This is a genomic window from Gallaecimonas xiamenensis 3-C-1 (genome assembly GCF_000299915.1).
GTDB classification, from domain to species: Bacteria; Pseudomonadota; Gammaproteobacteria; order Enterobacterales; family Gallaecimonadaceae; genus Gallaecimonas; species Gallaecimonas xiamenensis.
The window spans coordinates 112932-136817 of record NZ_AMRI01000006.1 but is presented as its reverse complement, the minus strand read 5'-3'; the positions used below and the strand labels follow the sequence as shown (position 1 = coordinate 136817).

Here is a 23886-nt window from a genome sequence, read left to right as displayed (position 1 = left end):
TGGAAGCGGCCAACAGGGTGGTGAGGGGAACAGGCCTACCGGCAAAAAGCCGGTTTGGCCCTTTGGAGGTTGCATATGCAAAGTTCCATCTCTTCAATAAGATGGCTCACGACAGGACGCCTTGCCAGCTTCTGGCTGGTGCTTCTGCTGGGCCTCTTCGGGCCACCGGCTTTCGCCGCTGACCCAGACGGCGTCGCCTTTACCCAGGAAGGTTGTAACCTGGACCACGGCGGCACCATATCTTTCCCCGGCGGGCCAGCCTCTGTGCCCATCTGCAGCGACAACGGCTACACCACGGGTAACCTGGGTAAGAGCTGGAGTGAGCTGGACCTGGTGCCACACCGTCTTACCACCAAGACAGGCCCCAATGACCCTTCCCAAACCTACAAACTGCGCGTCGGCGGCGACAACCTGCTGAACGGCTATGAAGGTTGGGACGTCATTACCGTACCGGTGATCAATGCCGCCAAATCCGCCGCCAGCTGCCAGTTGGTGAGTGTTGGCCCCATTGAGAAAACCCCCGGTGTCATCGGCGGCGTGGAAACCACCATCAACCGGCTTTTGGAGATCCACCAGGAACCCAACACCACCTGCGTATTCGACTATGCGCAGCGCTTGGCCCTGGGCGCCCACCTCTACAGCGGGTCTTCCTTGCAGTCCCAACTGCTCAAGGAAAACTTCGACAGCATAGGGCAGCGCACCATCTCCCTGCCGGTCGCCGAAATCGCCCCGCAGGAACTGAGTAAGACCATGTCTGCCACTCAGGACTCCGCCTACGTTTGGGAAGTCACCAAGGAAGCCAACCCGGCCAACCTTGCCTTTGGTGACAGCTGCCAACTGGATCAGGGCGACTTTAGCAAACAGACCGAAATCACCGTGTCCTGGCAAGTGGTGAACACCACCCCCGGCATGGTCAAAGTGATGACCACGGTCAAGGCCACCAACCCCTCAACCCGCGACATCAACGTCAAAGCCACCGACAAGATCTACGGTGACCTGGGCATGGGGGACGAACTGCTGGATACGGTAGTCGGCATGGAAGTGCTGGTACCGGCTGGCAGCATGGTGGTGGTGTTGGAACATGAATTCGACGCTCCCGCCAACGTCAGCAATCTCCATGACCTGGCCAGCGCCCAATACATTGACCTCATCACCATGGTTCCGGTACCCGGTACCACCACAGCCGAAGCCAGTGCCGATATCCAACAAGGCCAGCTGCTTAACGCCACTGCCGTTATCACCGACGAAGAGAACATTTCAGGTACAGGCCTGAGCTTCTCGGTAGACAGCTTCAGCGGCGCCGGCGGTAGCTTTATCGGCTACAACCAAGGGGATGAAACCACTGGTCCCGTGGTCTGGGAATCTGCTGTTCAATCCGGTGCCGGTTCCGTCACCTTCGTGAAAACCGTGTACCTGGACGAGCCCCGCATCACCAGTGGCGTACTGTCAGACACCGCCACCCTTAATGCTTCTGACGGCTTCTCCGACAGCGACAGCGCCAGCGTCGACATCAGCTCCGATGCCTACGTCAGCCTGACCATCAACAAAACCCTGAGCGAAGACATACTGCAAGGGGCCGAAAGCGCCACCTTCGACTTCGACATCAACGGTCCTGATGGCATGGCCTCTGCCTCCATTACCCTGCTGGCAGGGGAAACCTCAGGGCAGCAAACCCTCAACAACCTGTCACCCGGCCTGTACGAAGTGACCGAGTTGCCCACCGCCGGCTTCACCGCCGTCAGCAACTTCGACTCGGACAACATCGTACTGCCCAACTGTGCAGGCAGCGTTGATTTCACCAACAACCCCGACAAAGCCAAGGCCAAAGTGGTGAAAGTCACTGTACCGGCCGGCTATGAAGACGGTTGGGCCTTCAACCTGAGTGGCCCCGGTGTCAACGAAAACGGCGTCACTGCCGGTGGTCAAATCGCCTTTAGCGCCGATTTGGGCGAAGGCAGCTACACCCTGACCGAAACCCAACAAGCGGGCTGGGATCTCACCGGTGTTACCCCGCCTGCTGGCGGTGCCGGCGATATCGGCGCCAAAACCTGTAGCTTCAGCGTGAACCTCCCTGGTGATGCCAACCAGACCTTCACCTGTACCTTTGAAAACACCAAACGTGGCCAAATCATCCTGGTGAAAAACACCTTCGGTGGTGACGGCACCTTTGACTTTACCCACAGCATCGACGGCCTGCTTAACCAGCTGACCACCTCAGGTGGTACCGCCTCTGATGCCTCCGACCCCCTGCTGCCCGGCACCTACAGCATCGCTGAAGTCGTTCCGGCCGGTTGGGATTTGACCAACAGCTATTGTGACGACGGCTCAGACCCGGCCAACATCGGTCTTGAAGCCGGTGAAACCGTCACCTGTACCTTCGAAAACACCAAACGCGGGATGCTGATCGTCGAGAAAATCGCCCAAAGCACCGCAGGCGTGCCCTTTGAAGCCAGAGACTTCGACTTCTTCGGTACTCAAGGCAACTTTGCCTTGACCCCCAGTGGTTACGGTCCGGCAGGCAAAGACAGCACCTCCTTCGAAGTGGTCCCCGGCGCTTACCTGATAGGTGAGAGCGGCCCCGGAGCGCCCTGGTCACTGTCCAGCATCGTCTGCGACGACAACAACAGTGCCGGCGATACCCTAAGCGGCGAAGCCCTGTACAACGTTGAAGCCGGTGAAGTGGTTACCTGTACCTTCACCAACGAACGTGGCCAGGCTCCCGGTATCATCCGCATCGTCAAGGAAAGCATCGGCGGAACCGACCTGTTCGGTTACACCGCTACCTTCCCGCCCTTGGCCTTCGACCTCGACACCACTGTGGTTAACCCCAACCAAAGCGACTTCAACGTTGCGGCCGGGGTCTACACCGTGACCGAGAACGATCCCAATGCCCAGGGTTACGACCTGATAGGCCTGGTGTGCGTCGATCCTAAAGACGGCGTCAACCCACAACCCACCAGTTGGGACCTGGGTACCCGCACCGCCACCATCAGCGTCGACGACGGTGAGCTGGTGGTATGTACCTTCACCAACCGCAAGCGCGGCAAGATCATCCTCAAGAAAGTCACAATCGGCGGCGACGGCGACTTTGACTTCAGCGGTGAAATCAACACCACGCTGCAAAACGGTGGCATGGACATGAAAGAAGTCCTGCCGGGTTCTTACAACATCACAGAAGCCGACCAGGTAGGTTGGGATCTGCTGAGCATCAACTGCGACGACGGCGACAGCAACGGCAGTGGTAACACCGCCACCTACAATGTTGCTGCCGGTGAAGTGGTTACCTGTACCTTCACCAACCAGAAACGCGGCAAAATCATCGTCGTGAAAGAAGCCGAGCCGAACGACACCGGCGTGGCCTTCGACTTTACCAGCAGCTACGGCGCACCCTTCGCCCTGATGCATGGTCAAAGCAACGACTCCGGCTGGTTGCTGCCTGGCAGCTACGGTGTCGGTGAATCCGTACCCGCAGGGTGGGATCTCACTGCCTCCAGCTGTGACGACGGCTCCAACCCGGGCAATATCGGCCTCGCCCCTGGTGAAATCGTCACCTGTACCTTCCACAACGTACAACGTGGCATGGTCGACGTAGTGAAAACCCTGGCCGGTATGGACCTGGCCGCAGGTGAGCAATTCACCTTCGAGCTCCGCCTCGGTGACGCCACTGGCGGCGCCATCGCCAGTGCGACAGCGGCAGGCCCGCTGGCTACCGGCGAGTCCGTCATGTTCAGCTGCAACGGCGACAGTGAAAACTGCACCAATGTGGGTGGCATGGCCAAACTGCGGATCTACGACGGCGGTGGGGCTCCCATCCAGTACGCCTTCTGCGAAACCAACATGCAACCGGGCTGGGCCAACAACAGCCTGGACGGCGACACTTGGTTCGTACCTGGCGGTGGTAACCCAGACGTAGACAACTCTACCGAATGTATCAGCTTCACCCTGATGCCCGGTGAGACCAGGACCTTCCATATCGATGACGTGCCCCCGCCCGGAGGCGACGCACGGACCATCGGCTACTGGAAAAACTGGACGTCTTGCGACGGTAAAGGCCACCAAGACTGGACCATGGACCAAAACCTGCCCATCACCCTGTATCCCGGCTTCACCCTGGGCGACGCCGATCCGACCAATGCGGACCCGGATTGCGCCTACGTGATAGACCTGCTGGATAAACGGGATGTGGCGGACGAAAGCGTCATTAAAGATGGCAAGAAAATGGCCAGCGACGCGGCCTATGGCCTTGCCGCCCAGTACGTTGCCTACCTGCTGAACCAGAACGCCGGTGCCGCAACCTGCCCGGCTGCCAGTAATGCCGCCAGCCAAGCCGCTACCCTGTTGGGCAGCATCAGCTTCGACGGCCACGGCAGCTACTTCGGCAAAGGCAAAAAAGGCCAAGGGGACGCTGCCCTCGCCAATAACCTGGCTGGCATCCTCGACGCCTACAACAACAACCAGCTCTGCCCCTGAGAAGGCTTGAGCAAAGAAAAACGGCGGGTTAACCCCGCCGTTTTTTTATTTGTTGCGTTTGCCCTTGTCGCTGTTACCGCCGCCGCCATTGCTGGTCGAGCCGATGCTGACAGTAGCGGTGCTGCTCAGCTTGCCATCACTGATCTGGTAGCTGAAGCTGTCGCTGCCCTTGAAACGGTTACCCGGGGTGTAGGTCAGGGTGCCGTCGGCGTTGAGGCGCACCGAGCCTTTGTTGCCCTGGCCGATAGCGGTCACCTTGAGGCTGTCGCCATCCGGGTCCGAGTCGTTGGCCAGCACCGCTATCACCACACTGCCGCCGCTGGTGGTGGCGCTGTCGTTGACCGCCACCGGGGCACGGTTCACTGCCGCCACGTTGACGCTGACTGTGGCGCTGGCATTGCCGCCTTTACCGTCACTGATGCTGTAAGTGAAGGTCTCGGTGCCGCTAAAGCCACTGGCCGGGGTAAAGACGATGCTGGAGCCCACAATGCTGGCGCTGCCGTTGACGCCGCTGGTGCCGGTAATGGTCAGGGTATCGCCGTCCGGGTCGGAGTCGTTGGCCAGCACAGGTATGGTCACAGATTGGCCAGCATTGGTGGCAGCGCTGTCGGCCTGAGCCACAGGGGCACGGTTGGCGGCGCTGACCGCCACGCTCACGGAGGCGCTGGCGCTACCGCCTTTGCCATCGCTGACGCTGTAGTTGAAGGTCTCGGTACCGCTAAAACCGCTGGCCGGGGTAAAGACGATGCTGGAGCCGGAGATGCTGGCGCTACCGTTGACGCCACTGGTGCCGGTAATGGTCAGGGTATCGCCGTCCGGGTCGGAGTCATTGGCCAATACCGGGATGGACACAGACTTGCCGGCGCTGGTGGCAGCGCTGTCGGCCTGAGCCACAGGGGCACGGTTGGCGGCGCTGACCGCCACGCTCACCACAGCGCTGGCGCTACCGCCTTTGCCATCGCTGACGCTGTAGTTGAAGGTCTCGGTACCGCTAAAACCGCTGGCCGGGGTAAAGACGATGCTGGAGCCGGAGATGCTGGCGCTGCCGTTGACACCGCTGGTGCCGGTGATGGTCAGGCTGTCACCGTCCGGGTCGGAGTCATTGGCCAGTACCGGGATGGACACGGACTTGCCGGCGCTGGTTACAGCGCTGTCGTTGACCGCAACAGGGCTGCTGTTGGCGGCGCCGACAGCAACGCTGACATTGGCGCTGGCGGTGCCGCCTTTACCGTCACTGATGCTGTAAGTGAAGGTCTCGGTGCCGCTAAAACCGCTGGCCGGGGTAAAGACGATGCTGGAGCCGGAGATGCTGGCGCTGCCGTTGACACCGCTGGTGCCGGTGATGGTCAGGCTGTCACCGTCCGGGTCGGAGTCATTGGCCAGTACCGGTATGGACACGGACTTGCCGGCACTGGTAGAGGCGCTGTCGGCCTTGGCCACAGGGGCTTGGTTGGCACTGCCGCCGGCCATGGGATAAACCAGGGACACGGTTTTACCGAAGGCGCCGCTGAAGGCCGCCAGATCAAAGCTCTGGTCGCCGCTGGCGGTGCTGGGTGAAGTCAGCATCAAAGTCGCTGTGCCGGTCTGGCCCGGGGCCAGGGTCTGGTCACGGCCGAAGATGCTGGCCTTCCAACCCTCGGGCAGGGGCAAGTCCATGGAGAAGGTGTTCTTACCGCAGCTGGCGGCGTCATTGTTGGTGACCTTGACGCTATAGCTCAGGGTGGTGCCGGGAGCCACGTCACCTGTGGTGCTGGTGGTCACGCTGACGCTGGGGTCGCTGAGCTGGCACTGGAAGCCGGCGCCGGTCTGGCTGGTGCTGACCAGCACTTCGGCGTAATCGGGGCTGATGTATTGGGTGCTGATGCTGATGCCGGTGCTGGGATCGGTAAAGGTGTTACCGGTTTCCAGGGCCGAGTACCAGAAGTAGCTTTCCTGCTGGGCGTTGGCATCCAGCAGGTAGGACGAATCGGCATTACCCTGGACGGCGCTGTGGATCAGCACGCCGTTCATGACGTTGGCGTTGTTCTTGATATAGCTGTCGTAACCCAGGTCCTGGCGGAACTCCACGAAATACCAGGATTGGTTACCGGTGGCAGCATCGATGCCTTTGGGGATACGCAGGGTCTTCACACCCGGGGTCTGGGTGTCGGACAGAGGCATAAGCTGGTAGCTGCCGGAGCCGGTTACGGTTTCGATATCGTCTTGGCTCAACCAACCGATACGGTCTTTCTGGAAGGCGCTGAAGTGCGCCTGGCCGGTACCCATGGTGTCGATGGGGTCGCCGTATTCCACGGTAGAACAGCTGCTGCCCAGGGTATCGCTGCCGCATTCCAGGGCATGGGCGTGCTTAAGGCCCAGGTTATGGCCAAGCTCGTGGGCGACCTTGTGCCAGAGGATGGTGCCGTTCATGTAAACGGTGGTCTTGGCGCCGCCGATACCGGCAGAGCCGGAATAGGCACAGCTGGTGCTGTAGGGCATGGCATAGATCACCCGACTGTAGGCGTCCACGTCTATGCCGTCGGCCTTGGCCAGGGCATTGGCCTGGGTAGCCACATCCGGGGAGTCGCACTGGGTTTTGCTCAGCGGCAGGGTGTACCAACCGGTCACGTCACCGGCCAGCCAGGTTTTGCCGCCGGAGTTTTCCTTGAAGAAGTCGTTCACCTGGCCAAAGACGCTTTGGCGGGCCTGGTCTGTGGTCCAGGGGGTGGAGGTGTCGTCACTGTAGTTGGCCAGGATCACCAAGGTGCTTTGCTCACCCAGGGAGGGTCGGGTCACGGCTTTGGCCGGCAGGGCGGCAAACAGGGCAAGCACAGCGCTGGCAACCAGCGTCTTATTGGTCAGGGAAAGTACGGAACTCAAAAGGATCTCCTCCGTCGAAAACGAAGAAAGATCCTCGGCAGGCAACGCCCGAGAACAGGATACTCTCTTTCGGCAGCCAGGCGTCCCCGGTGGGGCCCTTGGCTTTGCGTCCCCCGGTTACCCGGGGTTTGCCTTTTCAGGAGAGGATCTTTCTTGAATAACTACAGGCCTCGGAGGGGGTCCGCTCCGACTGAGTCAGCACCGATCCGGCTGACGGCAGTAAGGCCCCGCATTGGGCGGAGCGAGGCGAACATTAGCACGGCCTTAATGAATAAAAAATAAACACCAGCGGATGCTTTGGCGGGCGCCGTGCCTAGCTGGACGGCGGGAGTGGCGCTAACAGATTGATGGCAAAGTGAACTACTGGTAGGAGGAGCGTCCAATTCATTTACGTATTCTGCGCCTCGGATCACGATCCTCGTCCCACAGCTGCACCGGGGTGTCTTCCAACAACTCCACCAGGGTGCGGTAACTCCAGATCAGCAACCCTCTGTGGGAGATACCGGGTTCGTCGATCACGGCGGCCAACCGGGCCAAACGACGCTGTTGTAATGTATCACTCTGGGACGCCATAGGTACTTGTCTCCCCATAACCACCAGAAAGTAAGGCAAGCTTTAGGCCAAAAAGGTAATCAACTGACTGTTAAGGAAAAAACCAAATTATTCCCAGGCTGGGTGGACAATTCTGTCTCAGATCCGAAACAAAGACCGGTCAGTTGAGCTTATGCTTGTCCAGCAGGCGGTACAGGGTAACCCTGGACACACCCAACAGCCGCGCCGCTTCCGATACGTTATGCTGGGTCTGGGCCAATGACAGCACCACGGCCTCCCGCTCCGCCTGGTTACGGGCCTCCTCCAGGCTCACCACCTTGCAGTCGCCCCCCTGGCCATTGAGACCTAAATCTTCCGGGCTTATCAGGCGATTCTCGCTCATCACCAAGGCTCGGCGGATACGGTTGATCATCTCCCGCACGTTACCGGGCCAGCTGTAATGGCTGATGGCCATCAAGGCCGGCTGGCTGAAACCCTTGGCCTTGGCGTTGTGGTCCAGGCTGAATTTCTGGAAGAAGAAACGGGCCAGCAGCTCCACGTCACCGATACGCTCGCGCAAGGGAGGCACCAGCATGTTCAGCACATTGAGCCGGTAGTAGAGATCTTCGCGAAAGCGCCCTTTGGCAACGGCTTCTTCCAGGTTGACGTGGGTGGCGGCGATGACCCGTACATCCAGGGGCACACTGCCCTCTCCCCCCAGCCGTTCTATGGTGCCTTCTTGCAAGAAACGCAGCAGGTTGACCTGTTGTTCCAACGGTAGATCACCGATTTCATCCAAGAAGAGGGTGCCGCCCTGGGCCATTTCCAAACGCCCAAGCTTGCGGCGCATGGCGCCGGTAAAGGCGCCCTTCTCATGGCCGAAAAGTTCGGATTGGATAAGGGTATCCGGCAGGGCGCCGCAGTTGACGGCCACAAAGGGCCCCCTTTTACGGGTCGAGCGCTGGTGAATGGCCCGGGCAATGAGCTCCTTGCCGGTACCACTTTCGCCGTTGATCAGCACTGGCGCTTCCACGGCGGCCACTTTGCGGATCTGCTGGAACACCTGCAAGATGGCGGGGCTGGCCCCTACCATCTGGCACTCGTCCAGGCTGGAGAGCTGGCGCTCGCCGATGTCCTTTAAGCGGCTGATACCGTAGGCGTGACCCAGGGTGGCGCGCAGATAATTGCACTTGTCGTCCAACGGCAAGGTGTAGAAGTCATAACAGTTTTCGTAAATGAGCCGGCAGAATTCCTGGTTATCCAGGTCTTCGGCGCTGGTCAGTACTATCCAGACGGGTGCCCTGTTGTCACAAAGCACGTCTTCCAGTTCTTCGCGCTGGCGTTCACCCAGTTGGCAGACCCTGGCCAAACCCACTTCATAGCCATTTTCAGCCAAGAGGGCCCTGGCCTTGGCAGGGCTTGTGACCCTGTCCAACTGCCAACCTTGCAAGCGAATATCATCGACGGCTGTTGTGAGATCCAAAAACAGTGCTTTTCTTTGCCCCTCCTGTCCCTGGCTAGGCCAATCGCATTCGACTTTTCTCACGTCGTTACCACTTAGACCTGGGATCCAGTCTCAGAAGTTTAGACCTAGGCATTTTCATAAAAGCCTGGCATCAAAATGCATTCATCGGTTGTTCATTATTCAGACAGGGTCTCACGACGACGCCAGGCCAGACTATGGTTAAGACAGTCTCCTATTGGTTTACGGGCCATGTACAACAGCTACTTTGGACTGGCGGAATCGCCATTCTCCATTGCGCCTGATCCCCGTTACCTGTACCTGAGTGAGCAACACAAGGAAGCGCTGGCCCATCTCTTATACGGGATCCGCAACGACAACGGCTTTATCCTGCTGACAGGTGAAGTGGGCACGGGTAAAACCACGGTATGCCGCTGCCTGCTTGAGCAACTGGGGCCACAGACGGACCTGGCCTTCGTGCTCAACCCTACCTATTCGGTGCTGGAGCTACTGGCCGCCATCTGTGACGAACTCCATGTGCCCTATCCGGCCCAAGACCGCTGGCTGAAAACCTATATCGATGCCCTCAACGAACATCTGCTGCGCAGCCATGCCCTGGGGCGCCATACCGTTCTGATCATCGACGAAGCCCAGAACCTCTCCGGGGAGGTGCTGGAACAGCTGCGTCTGTTGACCAACCTGGAAACCAACGAGCGCAAGTTGCTGCAGATCATCCTGCTGGGCCAACCGGAATTGCTGGATATCCTGGCCCGCCCGGAACTGCGCCAACTGTCCCAACGGATAACCGCCCGCTTCCATCTGGGGCCGCTGGGTCCAATGGAAGTGGCCGCCTATGTCCAGCACCGCCTGGCGGTAGCCGGCCTTGAACAGCCTCTCTTCCCGCCGGCCAGCCTTAAGCGCCTCTACCAACTATCCAAAGGTATCCCAAGGGTAATCAACCTGTTGTGTGATCGCGCTCTACTAGGTACCTACACCCAGAGGGGGACCAAGGTCAGTGTCGCCACCCTCAACCAAGCAGCAAGGGAACTCAAAGGCGAGCAGTCCAAGCCCAGCTCTCAAAGGCTCTGGTGGTTGTTGGCTGCTCTGGCCGCCTCGGTGGTGGCCGCACTGGTTCGCTTTGCACCGCCACCTTGGCTTGAGCCCAACCTAGCCCAGGCCAGCCCGCCAGCAGAACCACACCCCCTGGAACAACCGGCCGAGCCTTTGCCACAGCCAAGCCCCCAGGAGACGCTGATCCAGGCCCCGTCACTGGTGCCGGACCCGCCGGTTGAGTTCGACTGGCAATGGCCAGCGGCCTTGGACCCGGCGTTAAGCCAGGCCATCGCCTACAAGATGCTGTTCGCCGCTTGGCACCTGGACTACAAGCCAGCTGAGCAGCCTGTGGTTTGCCAGTTCGCACGGGCCCACGGCCTGGGCTGTTTTGGGGAGTCGGGAGACTGGCAGATGCTGAGCAACCACAATAGGCCGGCGGTAATCGGCCTTAGTGAGGGGGGCGTAAACTACGCCGCCGCCCTGCTTGCCGTTGAAGGAGATTGGGCCGATATCGCTTTTGGTGACCGTAAGGCCAAGGTGCCCCTCAAGGACCTGCAGCGCCGCTGGGACGGAAGCTACCAGCTGTTATGGCGCCAACCTCCCGAGTACAAGGAACCGCTCAAGCCTGGCAGCCAGGGGCTGGCGGTGGCCTGGCTTGAACACCAGCTGGCCCAAATCGACGGCAGGGCCGAAAGGCCTCTGGTGGACAACCTCTACGACTTCACCTTGTTTCGCAATGTCAAAGCCTTCCAGTTTCGCCAAGGGCTTGCCGCAGACGGGGTCGTGGGCCCGCAAACCAGCATCCGCCTGACCAGCCTCACTGACGGCAGCGTGCCGCTGCTAGTAGGCCCGGGAGACTGACCATGTCCTACATACTGGAGGTGTTGAAACAATCCGAGCGCCAGCGCCGGGGCACGGATCCCCAGCCCAGGTTGGACACGCCCCCCCTGGTTCCCAGTCAAAAACCGGCCTCCAACAAAAGCTGGCCCTGGGCCCTGGCCAGCCTGGCGCTGGCTGTCCTGGTCTGGCTTTGGCTGCAAAACCCCACCCAGCCTTTGCAACCCTCAGCTACCCCTTTACCGGCCCAAAAAACGCCGGAGCCCAAAGCGCAAACGCCACCCCAGGTTCTGCCGCCATCACCACCTAAGGCAAGTAGCACCAAGTTGGCCCTGGACCCCAGCACTATGGCACCGGTCACCCTGGACCCGGCGCCAAAGGCAGTGGAGAAAGCAGAAGTTACCCAGGCGCAGCTGCCCCGCCAATTGCCGCAGTCAGAAACGCAGCCGATGGCTGAAGAACCGCAGATGGCACCCGAATCGGTACAACCCAGCCTCCCCAGTTGGCGGCAATTACCGGTCGAAGTGCAGCGCCAACTGCCGGCTCTAGTGATCAGCGTTCATATCTACGCGCCACAGCCGGCCCAGCGTTTAGTGAAGATCAACGACAAGCTATACAGAGAAGGAGCCGATCTGGGCGGCGGCCTGACCCTGGAAGCCATCACCCCCCAAGGGCTGCAACTGGCTTACCAGGAGTGGCACTTCACCATGCCAGCCCGCTAGGCGGTATCATGGGGTATTGCAAAGAAGGAGGCAGTACCTTGTCCACTATCCATATTCTGGTGGGTTCCACCCTTGGCGGCGCCGAATACGTAGCCGATACCTTGGCCGAGCAATTGCAGGCTGCCGATCACCAAGTGGCGATCCACCTGGATCCCAACCTGGAGGATCTCCCCCATGCCGGTACCTGGCTGCTGTGCAGTTCAACCCATGGCGCCGGCGAGCTGCCAGACAATATCCAGCCCTTTGCCGAGCAGCTGGCGCAGCAGCCCGATCTCAGCGCCGTGCGCTTTGCGGTATTTGCCCTGGGTGACAGCAGCTACGACACCTTCTGCGAAGGGGGCAAGCAGTTGGAAACAGCCATGTTGGCCTGCAAGGCTCAATCACTCTGGCCCAGGCAAGACATCGACGTGCTGGATGAACAGCTTCCTGAAGAATTGGCCAGCGCCTATCTGACCGAACAGATCGGCAAACTGTGATCCACAGCACCGATCACTTGTGCACAAAGATTGTGGATATCCTTTGATCCTGTAGGTGGAAAACCCTTGTTTATTCACTTAACAAGATCCAGTCCTACCAGGGGCTGTGAATAACTAGCCAAGTTGATCCCAGGACATACCGTCCAGGATCAACGGCTATCAACATGATCCGATCTCACTCAAGATCCTGCCCTTATTGATCTTTTTCACCTTACCCACAGATCGGGCGGGATCTAATAGATCAAAATATAAAGGATCTTTAAAAAAGATCTTTGATCTAATGCTTGATCCACCGCTGGATCCGCGACTTGGTGAGAGCCTGACGAAGGAGTACAATGTCGGGCTTTCTCCAATCAGGCGTTGAGGTGTCAAATGGGTAACCCGCATCACTTTGAAGTGATCGTTGTCGGTGGCGGCCATGCCGGAACCGAAGCCGCTATGGCAGCGGCCCGCATGGGGCGTAAGACCCTATTGCTGACCCATAACATTGACACCCTGGGCCAGATGTCCTGTAACCCGGCCATAGGCGGTATCGGCAAGGGGCACCTGGTTAAAGAGATCGACGCCCTGGGTGGTTTGATGGCCACCGCCATCGATCACGGTGGGATCCAGTTCCGCACCCTCAATGCCTCTAAAGGCCCTGCGGTCAGGGCAACCCGTGCCCAGGCGGACCGTGCCCTGTACAAGGCGTTTGTGCGCAGTGCCCTGGAGAACCAGCCCAACCTGACCCTGTTTCAGCAGCCCTGTATCGATCTGATCGTCGAAGGGGATCAGGTCAAAGGGGTTCTGACCCAGATGGGCCTGAAATTTTTTGCCCCGACCGTGGTGCTGACCGTAGGGACCTTCCTTGGCGGCCGCATCCACATTGGCCTGGACAACTTTGAAGGGGGCCGTGCAGGCGATCCGCCGGCTAACGCCTTGTCCCGCCGCCTGCGGGAGTTGCCGTTCCGGGTCGATCGCCTGAAAACCGGTACCCCGCCTCGCCTGGATGCTCGCACCATCGATTTTTCAGTGATGGAAGCCCAGCCTGGTGACGATCCGACGCCGACCTTCTCCTTCATCGGCAGCCGTACCCAGCACCCCACCCAGATCCCTTGTTGGATCACCCACACCAACGAGAACACCCATGAGGTGATCCGGGGCAACCTGGACCGAAGCCCCATGTATGCCGGTGTTATCGAAGGCATAGGTCCCCGTTATTGCCCGTCCATCGAAGACAAGGTGGTCCGTTTTGCCGACAAGCAAAGCCACCAGATCTTCCTGGAGCCCGAAGGCCTCACCACCCACGAGGTCTACCCCAACGGCATTTCCACTTCCCTGCCCTTTGACGTGCAGCTGGACATAGTCCACTCCATTCGCGGCCTGGAAAATGCCCACATAGTGCGCCCCGGCTACGCCATCGAGTACGACTTCTTCGATCCCCGGGACCTGAAAAGCACCCTGGAAACCAAGTTCATCAAAGGCCTGTTCTTTGCCGGTCAGATCAACGGCACCACCGGCTACGAAGAAGCCGGTGCCCAGGGCCTGATCGCCGGCCTCAACGCTGCCCGCCTGGCCCGTGACGAGGAAGGCTGGAGCCCACACCGATCCGACGCCTATGTGGGGGTATTGATCGACGATCTGTCCACCCTGGGCACCAAAGAGCCTTACCGCATGTTCACCAGCCGCGCCGAATACCGGCTGCTGCTGCGGGAAGACAACGCCGACCTGCGGCTGACCGCCAAAGGCCGCGAACTGGGCCTGGTGGACGATGCCCGCTGGCAGGCCTTCAGCGCCAAAGTGGAACTCATTGAGCAGGAAGCCCAGCGCCTCAAGGGCCAATACGCCCACCCGGGCAGCCCTCAGGCAGAGGCCCTCAATGCCCTTTTGAAAACGCCTCTGACTCGGGAGAACAGCCTGGAAGAGTTGCTGCGCCGCCCGGAAATGACCTACGACGCCCTGATGGCCATCGACGGTTTCGGCCCGGCCCTTGGCAACGATCAGGCTGCCGAACAGGTAGAAACCCAGATCAAATACGCCGGTTACATCGAGCGCCAGAAAGACGAGATCGACAAGATCCTCCGTAACGAGCACACCCTGCTGCCGGCGGAGCTGGATTACACAGACGTCAAAGGCTTGTCCAACGAGGTGATCAACAAACTCAACGACGCCAAGCCCCAGACCGTTGGCCAGGCGTCGCGGATCTCCGGCGTGACCCCGGCAGCCATTTCACTGCTGTTGGTTTACCTGAAAAAACAAGGACTTTTGAGACGTGACAATGCTGCGTGAGCGTCTGGACGAGCTGCTGGCCCAAACCAGCCTGGTGGTGACCGATCATCAGCGTGAGCAGTTGGTCAAACTGGTGCAGGCCCTCGACAAGTGGAACAAGGCTTACAACCTTACTTCGGTGCGCGACCCCCTGGAGATGGTGGCCAAGCACATAGTCGATAGTTTGGTTGTGAGTCCTTACTTACCTCAGGGTTCATTGATTGATGTAGGTACAGGCCCGGGATTGCCCGGTCTGCCCCTGGCTATCATCAATCCGGACAAGCCCTTCGTGCTGCTGGACTCCCTGGGCAAGCGCATCCGTTTTATCCGCCAGACCTGCCATGAGCTTGGCATCAAGAACGTCACCGCCGTCCAAAGCCGGGTAGAGGAACATCAGCCTGAGCAGCCCTATGCCGCCGTGCTGAGCCGCGCCTTTGCCTCCATCCAGGACATGCTGGACTGGTGCGGTCACCTGACCGACGCCAATGGCGCTTTTTTGGCCATGAAAGGTCAGTATCCTGAAGAAGAATTGAACGCCCTGCCCAAGAATGTACAGGTTCGCGCCGTATATCCCTTAGAGGTGCCCGGTCTGGATGGTCAGCGTCATCTGATCGCGCTAGGATACGCTGATACCGTATAAATCGATAAGGGACGACAGTGGCAAGAGTAATCGCCGTAGCCAACCAGAAAGGTGGTGTTGGCAAGACCACCACCAGCGTAAATCTGGCTGCCTCACTGGCGGCTACCAAACGCCGGGTGCTGCTCATCGACCTGGATCCCCAAGGCAACGCCACCATGGGCGCCGGTGTGGACAAGTACGAGGTGCCCAGCACCGTCTACGACCTGCTGGTGGATGAAAAACCCGTGGAAGAGGTGGTGGTCAAGGACACTGTCGGTGGTTTCCACCTGATCGCGGCCAATGGCGACGTTACCGCCGCCGAAGTGAAGATGATCGAGTTTTTTGCCCGTGAAGTGCGCCTGCGCAAGGCCCTGGAGCCGGTGCAGGACCAGTACGATTACATCTTCATTGACTGTCCACCTTCCCTGAACCTGCTGACCGTCAATGCCATGTCCGCTGCGGACTCGGTGCTGGTGCCCATGCAGTGCGAATACTATGCCTTGGAGGGGCTCACCTCCCTGATGGACACCATCAGCAAGCTGGCCGCAGTGGTCAACCCCAAGCTGCACATCGAAGGGGTGCTGCGCACCATGTACGATGCCCGCAACCGCCTGGCCAATGATGTGTCCGATCAGCTTAAAGCCCACTTTGGCGACAAACTCTACCGCACCGTCATTCCCCGTAACGTGCGCCTGGCCGAAGCCCCCAGCTTCGGGGCGCCAGTGATGTATTACGACAAGGCTTCCAACGGTGCCAAGGCTTACCTGGCCCTGGCCGGCGAGATCCTGCGCCGCCACGACGAAGATGCATCGGAACTGCTGGCAGCCAGCGGACAGTAAGGGATGACCATGGTGAAAAAACCCCGCGGATTAGGACGAGGCCTGGACGCCTTGCTGGCCACCAGCAACGCCAGTCGTGATCGCCAGGAAGAACAAACCGAGCAGCCCCAGGTTGCCGCCCCTGCTACCCAGGCCGGCAAGGAAAAGGAACTGCGCCGCTTGCCGGTGGAATGGCTGCGTCCCGGTAAATACCAGCCCCGCCGTGACATGGCCCCCGACGCCCTGGAAGAGCTGGCCAGCTCCATTCGTGCCCAAGGGGTTATCCAACCCATAGTGGTGCGCCCGGTTGGTCCCGAACAGTTCGAGATCATTGCCGGTGAACGGCGCTGGCGCGCCTCCCAGATGGCCGAACTGGACCAGGTGCCCTGTGTGGTGCGGGACGTACCAGACGATGCTGCCGTGGCCATTGCCCTGATCGAGAACATCCAGCGCGAAGACCTTAACGCCATGGAAGAGGCCGTTGCCCTCAAGCGGCTGATGAGCGAGTTCGAGCTGACTCACCAGGAAGTGGCTGACGCCGTGGGCAAGTCCCGCGCCGCCGTCACCAACCTGCTGCGCCTCAACTCCCTGAACGACGACGTCAAGCGCCTGCTGGAGCATGGTGACCTGGAAATGGGCCATGCCCGCGCCCTGTTGGCCTTGACCGGCGACGGTCAGAGCGACGCCGCCCGCCTGGTGGCCGGCAAGGGCCTGTCGGTGCGTGAGACCGAAAAACTGGTCAAAAAGCTGCTGGAAGGCAAGCCGGCCAAGGTCGAGAAAAGCGTCGACCCCGATATCCGTCGTCTGGAAACAACCCTTTCCGAGCGTTTTGGGGCCAAGGTTGCCATCAATAACGGCACCAAAGGCAGCGGCAAGGTCGTGATCAGCTACGCCTCTTTGGACGAGCTGGACGGCATCCTGGCGCACCTCGGGGTGTCTGAGCAGGGTTAGTGTTACTAATACCGGCTTGAACAAGATTTCCCTGATAAAGCGGTAAAAAAACAAATTAAAGCGCCATTAGTGGCGCTTTTTTTTGTTGGCTCAGGGTTTTGTAGTAAAGAAACATCAATTTAACAGAAAGACTTAGGGGGTCGCCGCCGATGCCTGCCGCAGTTTGGGTAAGATTGGGGTGGAAGCTAAGGAAAATGCGGGCTTAGCCTGCACAAAAACCTGAACGAATCGGCCCCCTGTCCACATGGGGCAAATGTGGTTCCCGATTTGCAATCAGATTGCAAAACGGTATACTTTCGCCAGTTTTTTGGCCCCTCGTGACAAAAAGGCATTTTTCACGAGTGAGTGGAGAAAAAAGTGACGAACAGATTGGCTGATGCCGGTCGCCAGCAAGCCTATCGCCTGGTGGCGCGCCAAGCTCTGGTTGTTTTCGTTGCTGTGATCGTGATTGCTGCCGGTTGGGGATGGCAGGCGGGCTATTCGGCGCTGTTGGGCGCCCTGATCGCTGTCCTTCCCAACCTGCTGTTTGCCCGTATCGCCTTCCAACAGGCTGGCGCGCGGGCCGCCCGACAAGTGGTACACGGCTTCTACAAAGGCGAAGCCGCCAAGATCGGGTTAACCATATTGCTGTTTGTCATTGTGCTGAGCTGGGTTCCTATTCGCGTGGGAACCCTTTTTGCCGCCTACGGTATAGGGGTTTTGGCACAGTGGCTGGCGCCGGTTTTGCTTCAACGAAAATAAACGGGACCGACAATGTCTGGGAATACTGAACTGACAACGTCCGGGTACATCCAGCACCACTTGACCAATGCGACAGTGGGTGAAGGATTTTGGACCTGGCACATCGATACGCTGATTGTCTCCGCCGTTCTGGGTTTGATCTTTGTGGGCCTGTTCCGCATGATCGCCAAGAAAGCGGACACCGGCGTACCTGGCAAGCTGCAATGCTTCGTCGAAATGATCATCGAGTTCGTGGATACCTCGGTAAAAGAGACCTACCACGGCCGCTCCAAGCTGATCGCCCCTCTGGCCCTGACCATCTTCGTGTGGATCTTCCTGATGAACTTCATGGACCTGATCCCCGTCGACTTCCTGCCGGTACTGGTTCAGAAGATTGCCGAATGGGGCTTTGGTGCCGACCCGCACCACGTCTACTCCAAAGTGGTACCCACCACTGACATGAACACCACCTTTGCCCTGTCTCTGGGCGTGTTCGTGCTGATGCTGATCTACTCCGTGGCCATCAAAGGCGTCGGCGGCTTCGTCAAGGAGCTGACCCTGCACCCCTTCAACTCCCCGAACAAGCTGGTCCAGGCGCTGTTTATCCCGGTGAACTTCCTGCTGGAATCCGTCACCCTGATCGCCAAGCCCATCTCTCTGGCGCTGCGTCTGTTCGGTAACCTCTACGCAGGTGAGCTGATCTTCATCCTGATCGCCCTGCTGCCTTGGTATGGCCAATGGTTCCTGTCCGTACCCTGGGCCATCTTCCACATTCTGATCATCACTCTTCAGGCCTTCATTTTCATGATGCTGACCATCGTGTACCTGAGCCTGGCGAGCGAAGACCATTAATAACGCTGTTTTGTTTTTAACCATTAACCATTAAAACTGGAGAAAACCATGGAAACTATCGTTGGCTTTACCGCTATCGCTGTTGCGCTTCTGATCGGTCTGGGTGCCCTGGGTACTGCTATCGGTTTCGGCCTGCTGGGCGGCAAGTTCCTGGAAAGCGCTGCTCGTCAGCCCGAACTGGCTCCCATGCTGCAGGTTAAAATGTTCATCGTTGCCGGTCTGCTGGACGCCGTAACCATGATCGGTGTTGGTCTGGCCCTGTTCTTCACCTTCGCCAACCCCTTCCTGGCCCAGGTGAACGGTTAATATCAACGGAAACGCCTCCCATCCACCGATTTAGAGGAGACCCGTTGTGAGTATCAACGCTACCCTTCTCGGCCAGGCGATTGCCTTCATCATCTTCGTGCTGTTCTGCATGAAGTATGTGTGGCCGCCGCTGATCCGGGCGATCGAAGAGCGTCAGAAGAAGATTGCTGACGGTCTGGCCAGCGCGGACCGCGCTGCCAAAGATTTGGAGCTTGCTCAAGCCAAGGCGACTGACACCATCAAGGCCGCCAAGGCCGATGCCGGTGCCCTGATTGAACAGGCTAACAAGCGCAAGGCGCAGATCATCGAAGAGGCTCAAGCTGAAGCCCTGGCCGAGAAAGCGAAAATCCTCGCTGCCGGTCAAGCCGAAGTGGAAGCCGAGCGTGTGCGGGCTAAAGAAGACCTGCGCAAGCAAGTTGCTGCTCTTGCCATTGCCGGCGCCGAGAAGATCCTCGAGCGTTCCATTGATGAAGCTGCACACCGCGACATTCTCGACAAGATTGTCGCCGACCTTTGATAGGGGGAGCCATGTCTGAGCTGACTACCGTTGCTCGTCCCTACGCCAAAGCGGCTTTTGATTTTGCGGTCGAGAAATCAGCCGTGGATAACTGGGCAGCCATGCTGCACTTTGCCGGTGAAGTGGCCAAGCACGAGAAACTGCAGGCCCTTTTCGCCAGCAACCTGGGCACCAGCCAAAAAGCCGATGCCTTTATCCAGATCTGCGGCGAGCAATTGGACGCAAGCGGCCAAAACCTGATCAAGGTGATGGCTGAAAATGAACGCCTGCCGGCGCTGCCGGCAGTCGCAGAGCTCTATGCCGAGCTGCGTCATGAGTACGCGAAGGAAGTCGAGGCCGACGTTAAGTCCGCCGTGGCCCTGAGCGCTGACGAGCAAAGCAAGCTGAGTGCTGCGCTGGAGAAGCGTCTCGCACGCAAAGTTAAGCTGAACTGCAGCATAGACCCGTCCCTGATCTCCGGCACCCTGGTACAAGTGGGTGACCTGGTGATCGACAGCTCCGTAAAAGGCAAGCTGGGACGTATGGCTCACTCGCTGCAGTCCTGATTGGGGAATAGAGCATGCAACTGAATTCCACCGAAATCGCCGAGCTGATCAAATCCCGTATTGAACAGTTCGACGTCGTCAGTGAAGCGCATGACGAGGGCACCATCGTATCCGTGTCCGACGGTATCATCCGCATTCACGGCCTCGCTGACGTCATGCAAGGCGAAATGATTGAACTGCCTGGCAACCGCTACGCCATCGCCCTGAACCTGGAGCGTGACTCCGTGGGCGCCGTGGTAATGGGTCCCTATGCGGATCTGGCCGAAGGCGTTAAGGTCAAGTCCACCGGCCGCATCCTGCAGGTACCGGTAGGCCGTGGCCTGCTGGGCCGTGTGGTCAACACCCTGGGTGAGCCTATCGATGGCAAAGGTCCTATCGAAAACGACGGCTTCTCCCCGGTTGAAGTGATCGCCCCCGGCGTAATCGACCGTCAAGGCGTAGACCAGCCCCTGCAAACCGGTTACAAGGCTATCGACGCCATGGTACCGGTAGGCCGTGGTCAGCGTGAGCTGATCATCGGTGACCGTCAGGTAGGTAAAACTGCCCTGGCCATCGACGCCATCATCAACCAGAAAGATTCTGGCGTGAAGTGCGTGTACGTGGCTATCGGTCAGAAGGCCTCCACCATCGCCAACGTAGTGCGCAAGCTCGAAGAGCACGGCGCCCTGGCCAACACCATTGTGGTGGTTGCCTCCGCTTCTGAAGCGGCTGCCCTGCAATACCTGGCCCCTTACTCTGGCTGTGCCATGGGTGAGTACTTCCGTGACCGTGGTGAAGACGCCCTGATCGTATATGATGACCTGTCCAAGCAGGCCGTTGCCTACCGTCAGATCTCCCTGCTGCTGCGCCGCCCGCCGGGCCGCGAAGCCTACCCGGGCGACGTTTTCTACCTGCACTCCCGTCTGCTGGAGCGTGCCTCCCGCGTTAACGCCGAGTACGTAGAGAAGTTCACCAAGGGTGAAGTGAAAGGCCAGACCGGTTCTCTGACCGCCCTGCCGATCATCGAAACCCAGGCCGGCGACGTATCTGCCTTCGTACCGACCAACGTGATCTCCATTACCGACGGCCAGATCTTCCTGACCACCAACCTGTTCAACTCCGGCATCCGTCCGGCTGCTGACCCGGGTATCTCCGTATCCCGTGTAGGTGGTGCTGCTCAGACCAAGATCATCAAGAAGCTGTCCGGTGGTATCCGTACCGCTCTGGCTCAGTACCGTGAACTGGCGGCTTTCGCCCAGTTCGCCTCTGACCTGGACGACGCCACTCGCCGCCAGCTGGATCACGGCCAGAAAGTAACCGAGCTGCTGAAGCAGAAGCAGTACGCCCCCATGTCTGTTGCAGAAATGGGTGTGTCTCTGTTCGCCGCTGAGAAAGGTTACCTGAACGACGTCGACGTCAAGAAGGTTGTCGCCTTTGAAGCTGCCCTGCTCTCCTACATGCGTAGCGAGCACGCCGAGCTGCTGGCCAAGATCAATGTGAAAGGCGATTACAACGACGAGATCGAGTCAGGCCTCAAGGCTGCCCTGGACAAGTTCAAGGCTACCCAGACCTGGTAATTCGCCGGGCGGGCCAAGGCCCGCCCCCCGTTGATAACGGAGTAAAGCATTATGGCCGGCGCTAAAGAAATTAAAGGCAAGATCGCCAGCGTCAAGAGCACTCAAAAGATCACCAAAGCCATGGAAATGGTGGCGGCTTCCAAAATGCGTCGTGCGCAAGACCGCATGGCCCATAGCCGCCCCTATGCCCAGGCTATCCGTCAGGTGATCGGCCATATCGCCCGAGGCAACCTCGAATACCGCCATCCCTACGTGGATGAGCGCGAGGCCAAACGGGTGGGCTACATAGTGGTCTCGACCGACCGTGGTCTTTGCGGCGGCCTGAACGTTAACCTGCTCAAGAAAGTCACGGCTGATGTCAAACAGTGGCGTGAGAAGAGTGTGGAAGTGGACTTTGCCGTGATCGGCTCCAAGGCCACTGCCTTCTTCAAACGCCACGGTGGCAACCTGTTGGCTCAGACCTCGGGTCTGGGCGACGAGCCGGCCCTGTCTGACTTGATCGGGTCCGTCCAGGTCATGTTGAAAGCATTTGATGAAGGTCGTATCGACCGTCTGTTCCTGGTGTACAACACCTTCGTTAACACCATGAAACAGGACGCCAAGATCGACCAGCTGCTGCCTCTGCCCAAGTCTGATGACGAGCAGATCGCTCACCGTTGGGACTACCTCTATGAAGGTGAGCCCCGCGACCTGCTGGACACCCTGTGCAAACGCTATGTGGAGTCCCAGGTGTATCAGGGCGTGGTGGAAAACCTCGCTTCCGAGCAGGCAGCACGGATGGTCGCCATGAAGGCGGCTACCGACAACGCAGGCAACCTCATCAACGATCTGCAACTGGTGTTCAACAAGGCCCGTCAGGCCGCGATCACCCAGGAGCTTTCCGAGATTGTTGCCGGTGCGGCAGCCGTTTAAGGCAAACATCCGAATTCACAGTTCAGAGGAAACATCATGAGTACAGGTAAGATCGTACAGGTCATCGGTGCTGTGGTGGACGTGGAGTTCCCACAAAACGCTGTACCTCAGGTATACGAAGCCCTGAAACTTCAAGTTGAAGGTCATGAGCTTAACGGCCTGGTTTTTGAAGTCCAGCAGCAGCTGGGCGGCGGCGTGGTACGTACCATCGCCATGGGTCCTTCCGAGGGCCTCAAGCGCGGCATGACCATCAATGCCACCCAAGAGCCCATCCAGGTACCGGTTGGTACCCAGACCCTGGGTCGGATCATGGACGTACTGGGTAACCCCATCGATGAGAAAGGTCCCATCGGTGAGGAAGAGCGTTGGTCCATCCACCGCGCTGCCCCCAGCTACGAAGAGCAGTCCAACAGCTCCGAGCTGCTGGAAACCGGCATCAAGGTTATCGACCTGGTTTGCCCCTTCGCCAAGGGTGGTAAAGTCGGCCTGTTCGGCGGCGCCGGTGTAGGTAAGACCGTCAACATGATGGAGCTTATCCGTAACATCGCCATCGAGCACAGCGGCTTCTCCGTATTCGCCGGTGTAGGTGAGCGTACCCGTGAAGGTAACGACTTCTACCACGAGATGTCCGAGTCCAACGTACTGGACAAGGTATCTCTGGTTTACGGTCAGATGAACGAACCGCCGGGCAACCGTCTGCGCGTCGCCCTGACCGGCCTGACCATGGCCGAGAAGTTCCGTGACGAAGGTCGTGACGTACTGTTGTTCGTGGACAACATCTACCGTTACACCCTGGCCGGTACCGAAGTATCCGCTCTGCTGGGCCGTATGCCTTCTGCCGTAGGTTACCAGCCTACCCTGGCCGAAGAGATGGGCGTGCTGCAGGAGCGTATTACCTCCACCAAGACTGGCTCCATCACCTCCGTACAGGCCGTTTACGTACCTGCGGATGACTTGACTGACCCCAGCCCTGCCACCACCTTCGCCCACTTGGACGCGACCGTGGTACTGAGCCGTCAGATCGCCTCTCTGGGTATCTACCCGGCCGTTGACCCGCTGGATTCCACCAGCCGTCAGCTCGACCCCCTGGTCGTTGGCGAAGAGCACTACGGTGTTGCCCGTGGCGTACAGACCGTTCTTCAGCGCTACAAAGAGCTGAAAGACATCATCGCCATCCTGGGTATGGACGAACTGTCCGAAGAAGACAAACTGACTGTGGCCCGCGCCCGTAAAATCGAGCGTTTCCTGTCTCAGCCCTTCTTCGTTGCCGAAGTGTTCACCGGCTCCCCGGGTAAGTATGTCTCTTTGAAAGACACCATCCGTGGCTTCAAAGGCATCCTCGAAGGCGAGTTCGACCACATGCCTGAGCAGGCCTTCTACATGGTTGGTAGCATCGACGAGGCAGTCGAGAAAGCCGCTAAGCTCTAATAGGA

At 59.0% G+C, this 23886-nt stretch carries 19 protein-coding genes and 1 riboswitch; of the genes, 16 read left to right on the top strand and 3 right to left on the bottom strand.

What is annotated here, in order from left to right; genetic code table 11:
* The first annotated feature begins 138 nt into the window (after positions 1-138).
* Positions 139-4470, top strand: coding sequence for an MSCRAMM family protein (locus B3C1_RS19305; RefSeq protein WP_008483557.1), 4332 nt, complete (start codon positions 139-141; stop codon positions 4468-4470).
* 45 nt (positions 4471-4515) lie between these two features.
* Here the strand turns inward: B3C1_RS19305 and B3C1_RS19300 are convergent, their stop codons facing one another.
* The 3 genes from B3C1_RS19300 to B3C1_RS05900 form a co-directional block, all read right to left on the bottom strand.
* Complete coding sequence (locus B3C1_RS19300; protein WP_008483556.1) at positions 4516-7329, bottom strand: Ig-like domain-containing protein; 2814 nt, start codon at positions 7327-7329, stop codon at positions 4516-4518.
* Positions 7330-7397: 68 nt separating this feature from the next.
* Positions 7398-7472, bottom strand: a riboswitch (cyclic di-GMP riboswitch).
* Positions 7473-7713: 241 nt separating this feature from the next.
* A complete protein-coding gene (locus B3C1_RS05905) occupies positions 7714-7902 on the bottom strand; it encodes a hypothetical protein (protein WP_008483555.1) in 189 nt (62 codons plus the stop codon).
* A 139-nt stretch (positions 7903-8041) separates the two neighbouring features.
* Positions 8042-9343, bottom strand: coding sequence for a sigma-54 dependent transcriptional regulator (locus B3C1_RS05900; protein WP_237750973.1), 1302 nt, complete (start codon positions 9341-9343; stop codon positions 8042-8044).
* Between the two features lie 231 nt (positions 9344-9574).
* Between B3C1_RS05900 and B3C1_RS05895 the strand changes: the two genes are divergently transcribed.
* The 15 genes from B3C1_RS05895 to atpD all read left to right on the top strand — a co-directional run bounded on the left by B3C1_RS05895 (position 9575) and on the right by atpD (position 23881).
* Positions 9575-11236, top strand: a complete 1662-nt coding sequence (locus B3C1_RS05895) for an ExeA family protein (protein ID WP_008483553.1) — start codon at positions 9575-9577, stop codon at positions 11234-11236.
* Between the two features lie 2 nt (positions 11237-11238).
* Complete coding sequence (locus B3C1_RS19295) at positions 11239-11934, top strand: general secretion pathway protein GspB (RefSeq protein ID WP_008483552.1); 696 nt, start codon at positions 11239-11241, stop codon at positions 11932-11934.
* Between the two features lie 38 nt (positions 11935-11972).
* Entirely contained in the window at positions 11973-12410 is a 438-nt protein-coding gene (mioC, locus tag B3C1_RS05885) for an FMN-binding protein MioC (RefSeq protein WP_008483551.1), read from the top strand.
* Positions 12411-12782: 372 nt separating this feature from the next.
* On the top strand, positions 12783-14678 hold the full coding sequence (gene mnmG / locus B3C1_RS05880) for a tRNA uridine-5-carboxymethylaminomethyl(34) synthesis enzyme MnmG (protein WP_008483549.1): 1896 nt from the start codon (positions 12783-12785) through the stop codon (positions 14676-14678).
* Positions 14671-15297 (top strand): 16S rRNA (guanine(527)-N(7))-methyltransferase RsmG, encoded by a 627-nt coding sequence (rsmG, locus tag B3C1_RS05875; RefSeq protein ID WP_035481289.1) that lies wholly within the window; start codon positions 14671-14673, stop codon positions 15295-15297. Before mnmG ends, rsmG begins: the two co-directional genes overlap by 8 nt.
* A gap of 17 nt (positions 15298-15314) precedes the next feature.
* The gene (locus B3C1_RS05870) at positions 15315-16115 is read left to right on the top strand and encodes a ParA family protein (protein WP_008483547.1); all 801 of its coding nucleotides are present in this window, start codon (positions 15315-15317) and stop codon (positions 16113-16115) included.
* Positions 16116-16124: 9 nt separating this feature from the next.
* Entirely contained in the window at positions 16125-17045 is a 921-nt protein-coding gene (locus B3C1_RS05865) for a ParB/RepB/Spo0J family partition protein (protein WP_035481270.1), read from the top strand.
* A 357-nt stretch (positions 17046-17402) separates the two neighbouring features.
* Entirely contained in the window at positions 17403-17786 is a 384-nt protein-coding gene (locus B3C1_RS05860) for an ATP synthase subunit I (protein ID WP_237750971.1), read from the top strand.
* A 12-nt stretch (positions 17787-17798) separates the two neighbouring features.
* On the top strand, positions 17799-18617 hold the full coding sequence (gene atpB, locus B3C1_RS05855) for a F0F1 ATP synthase subunit A (protein ID WP_008483542.1): 819 nt from the start codon (positions 17799-17801) through the stop codon (positions 18615-18617).
* A 48-nt stretch (positions 18618-18665) separates the two neighbouring features.
* The gene (atpE, locus tag B3C1_RS05850) at positions 18666-18923 is read left to right on the top strand and encodes a F0F1 ATP synthase subunit C (protein WP_008483541.1); all 258 of its coding nucleotides are present in this window, start codon (positions 18666-18668) and stop codon (positions 18921-18923) included.
* 46 nt (positions 18924-18969) lie between these two features.
* The gene (gene atpF / locus B3C1_RS05845; protein WP_008483540.1) at positions 18970-19440 is read left to right on the top strand and encodes a F0F1 ATP synthase subunit B; all 471 of its coding nucleotides are present in this window, start codon (positions 18970-18972) and stop codon (positions 19438-19440) included.
* 11 nt (positions 19441-19451) lie between these two features.
* Positions 19452-19985: a F0F1 ATP synthase subunit delta gene (gene atpH, locus B3C1_RS05840; RefSeq protein ID WP_008483539.1), complete on the top strand. Its 534-nt coding sequence runs from the start codon at positions 19452-19454 to the stop codon at positions 19983-19985.
* A gap of 14 nt (positions 19986-19999) precedes the next feature.
* Entirely contained in the window at positions 20000-21541 is a 1542-nt protein-coding gene (atpA, locus tag B3C1_RS05835; RefSeq protein WP_008483538.1) for a F0F1 ATP synthase subunit alpha, read from the top strand.
* 51 nt (positions 21542-21592) lie between these two features.
* A complete protein-coding gene (atpG, locus tag B3C1_RS05830) occupies positions 21593-22453 on the top strand; it encodes a F0F1 ATP synthase subunit gamma (protein WP_008483537.1) in 861 nt (286 codons plus the stop codon).
* Between the two features lie 36 nt (positions 22454-22489).
* Positions 22490-23881, top strand: a complete 1392-nt coding sequence (atpD, locus tag B3C1_RS05825) for a F0F1 ATP synthase subunit beta (protein ID WP_008483536.1) — start codon at positions 22490-22492, stop codon at positions 23879-23881.
* The last annotated feature ends 5 nt before the right edge of the window (positions 23882-23886 follow it).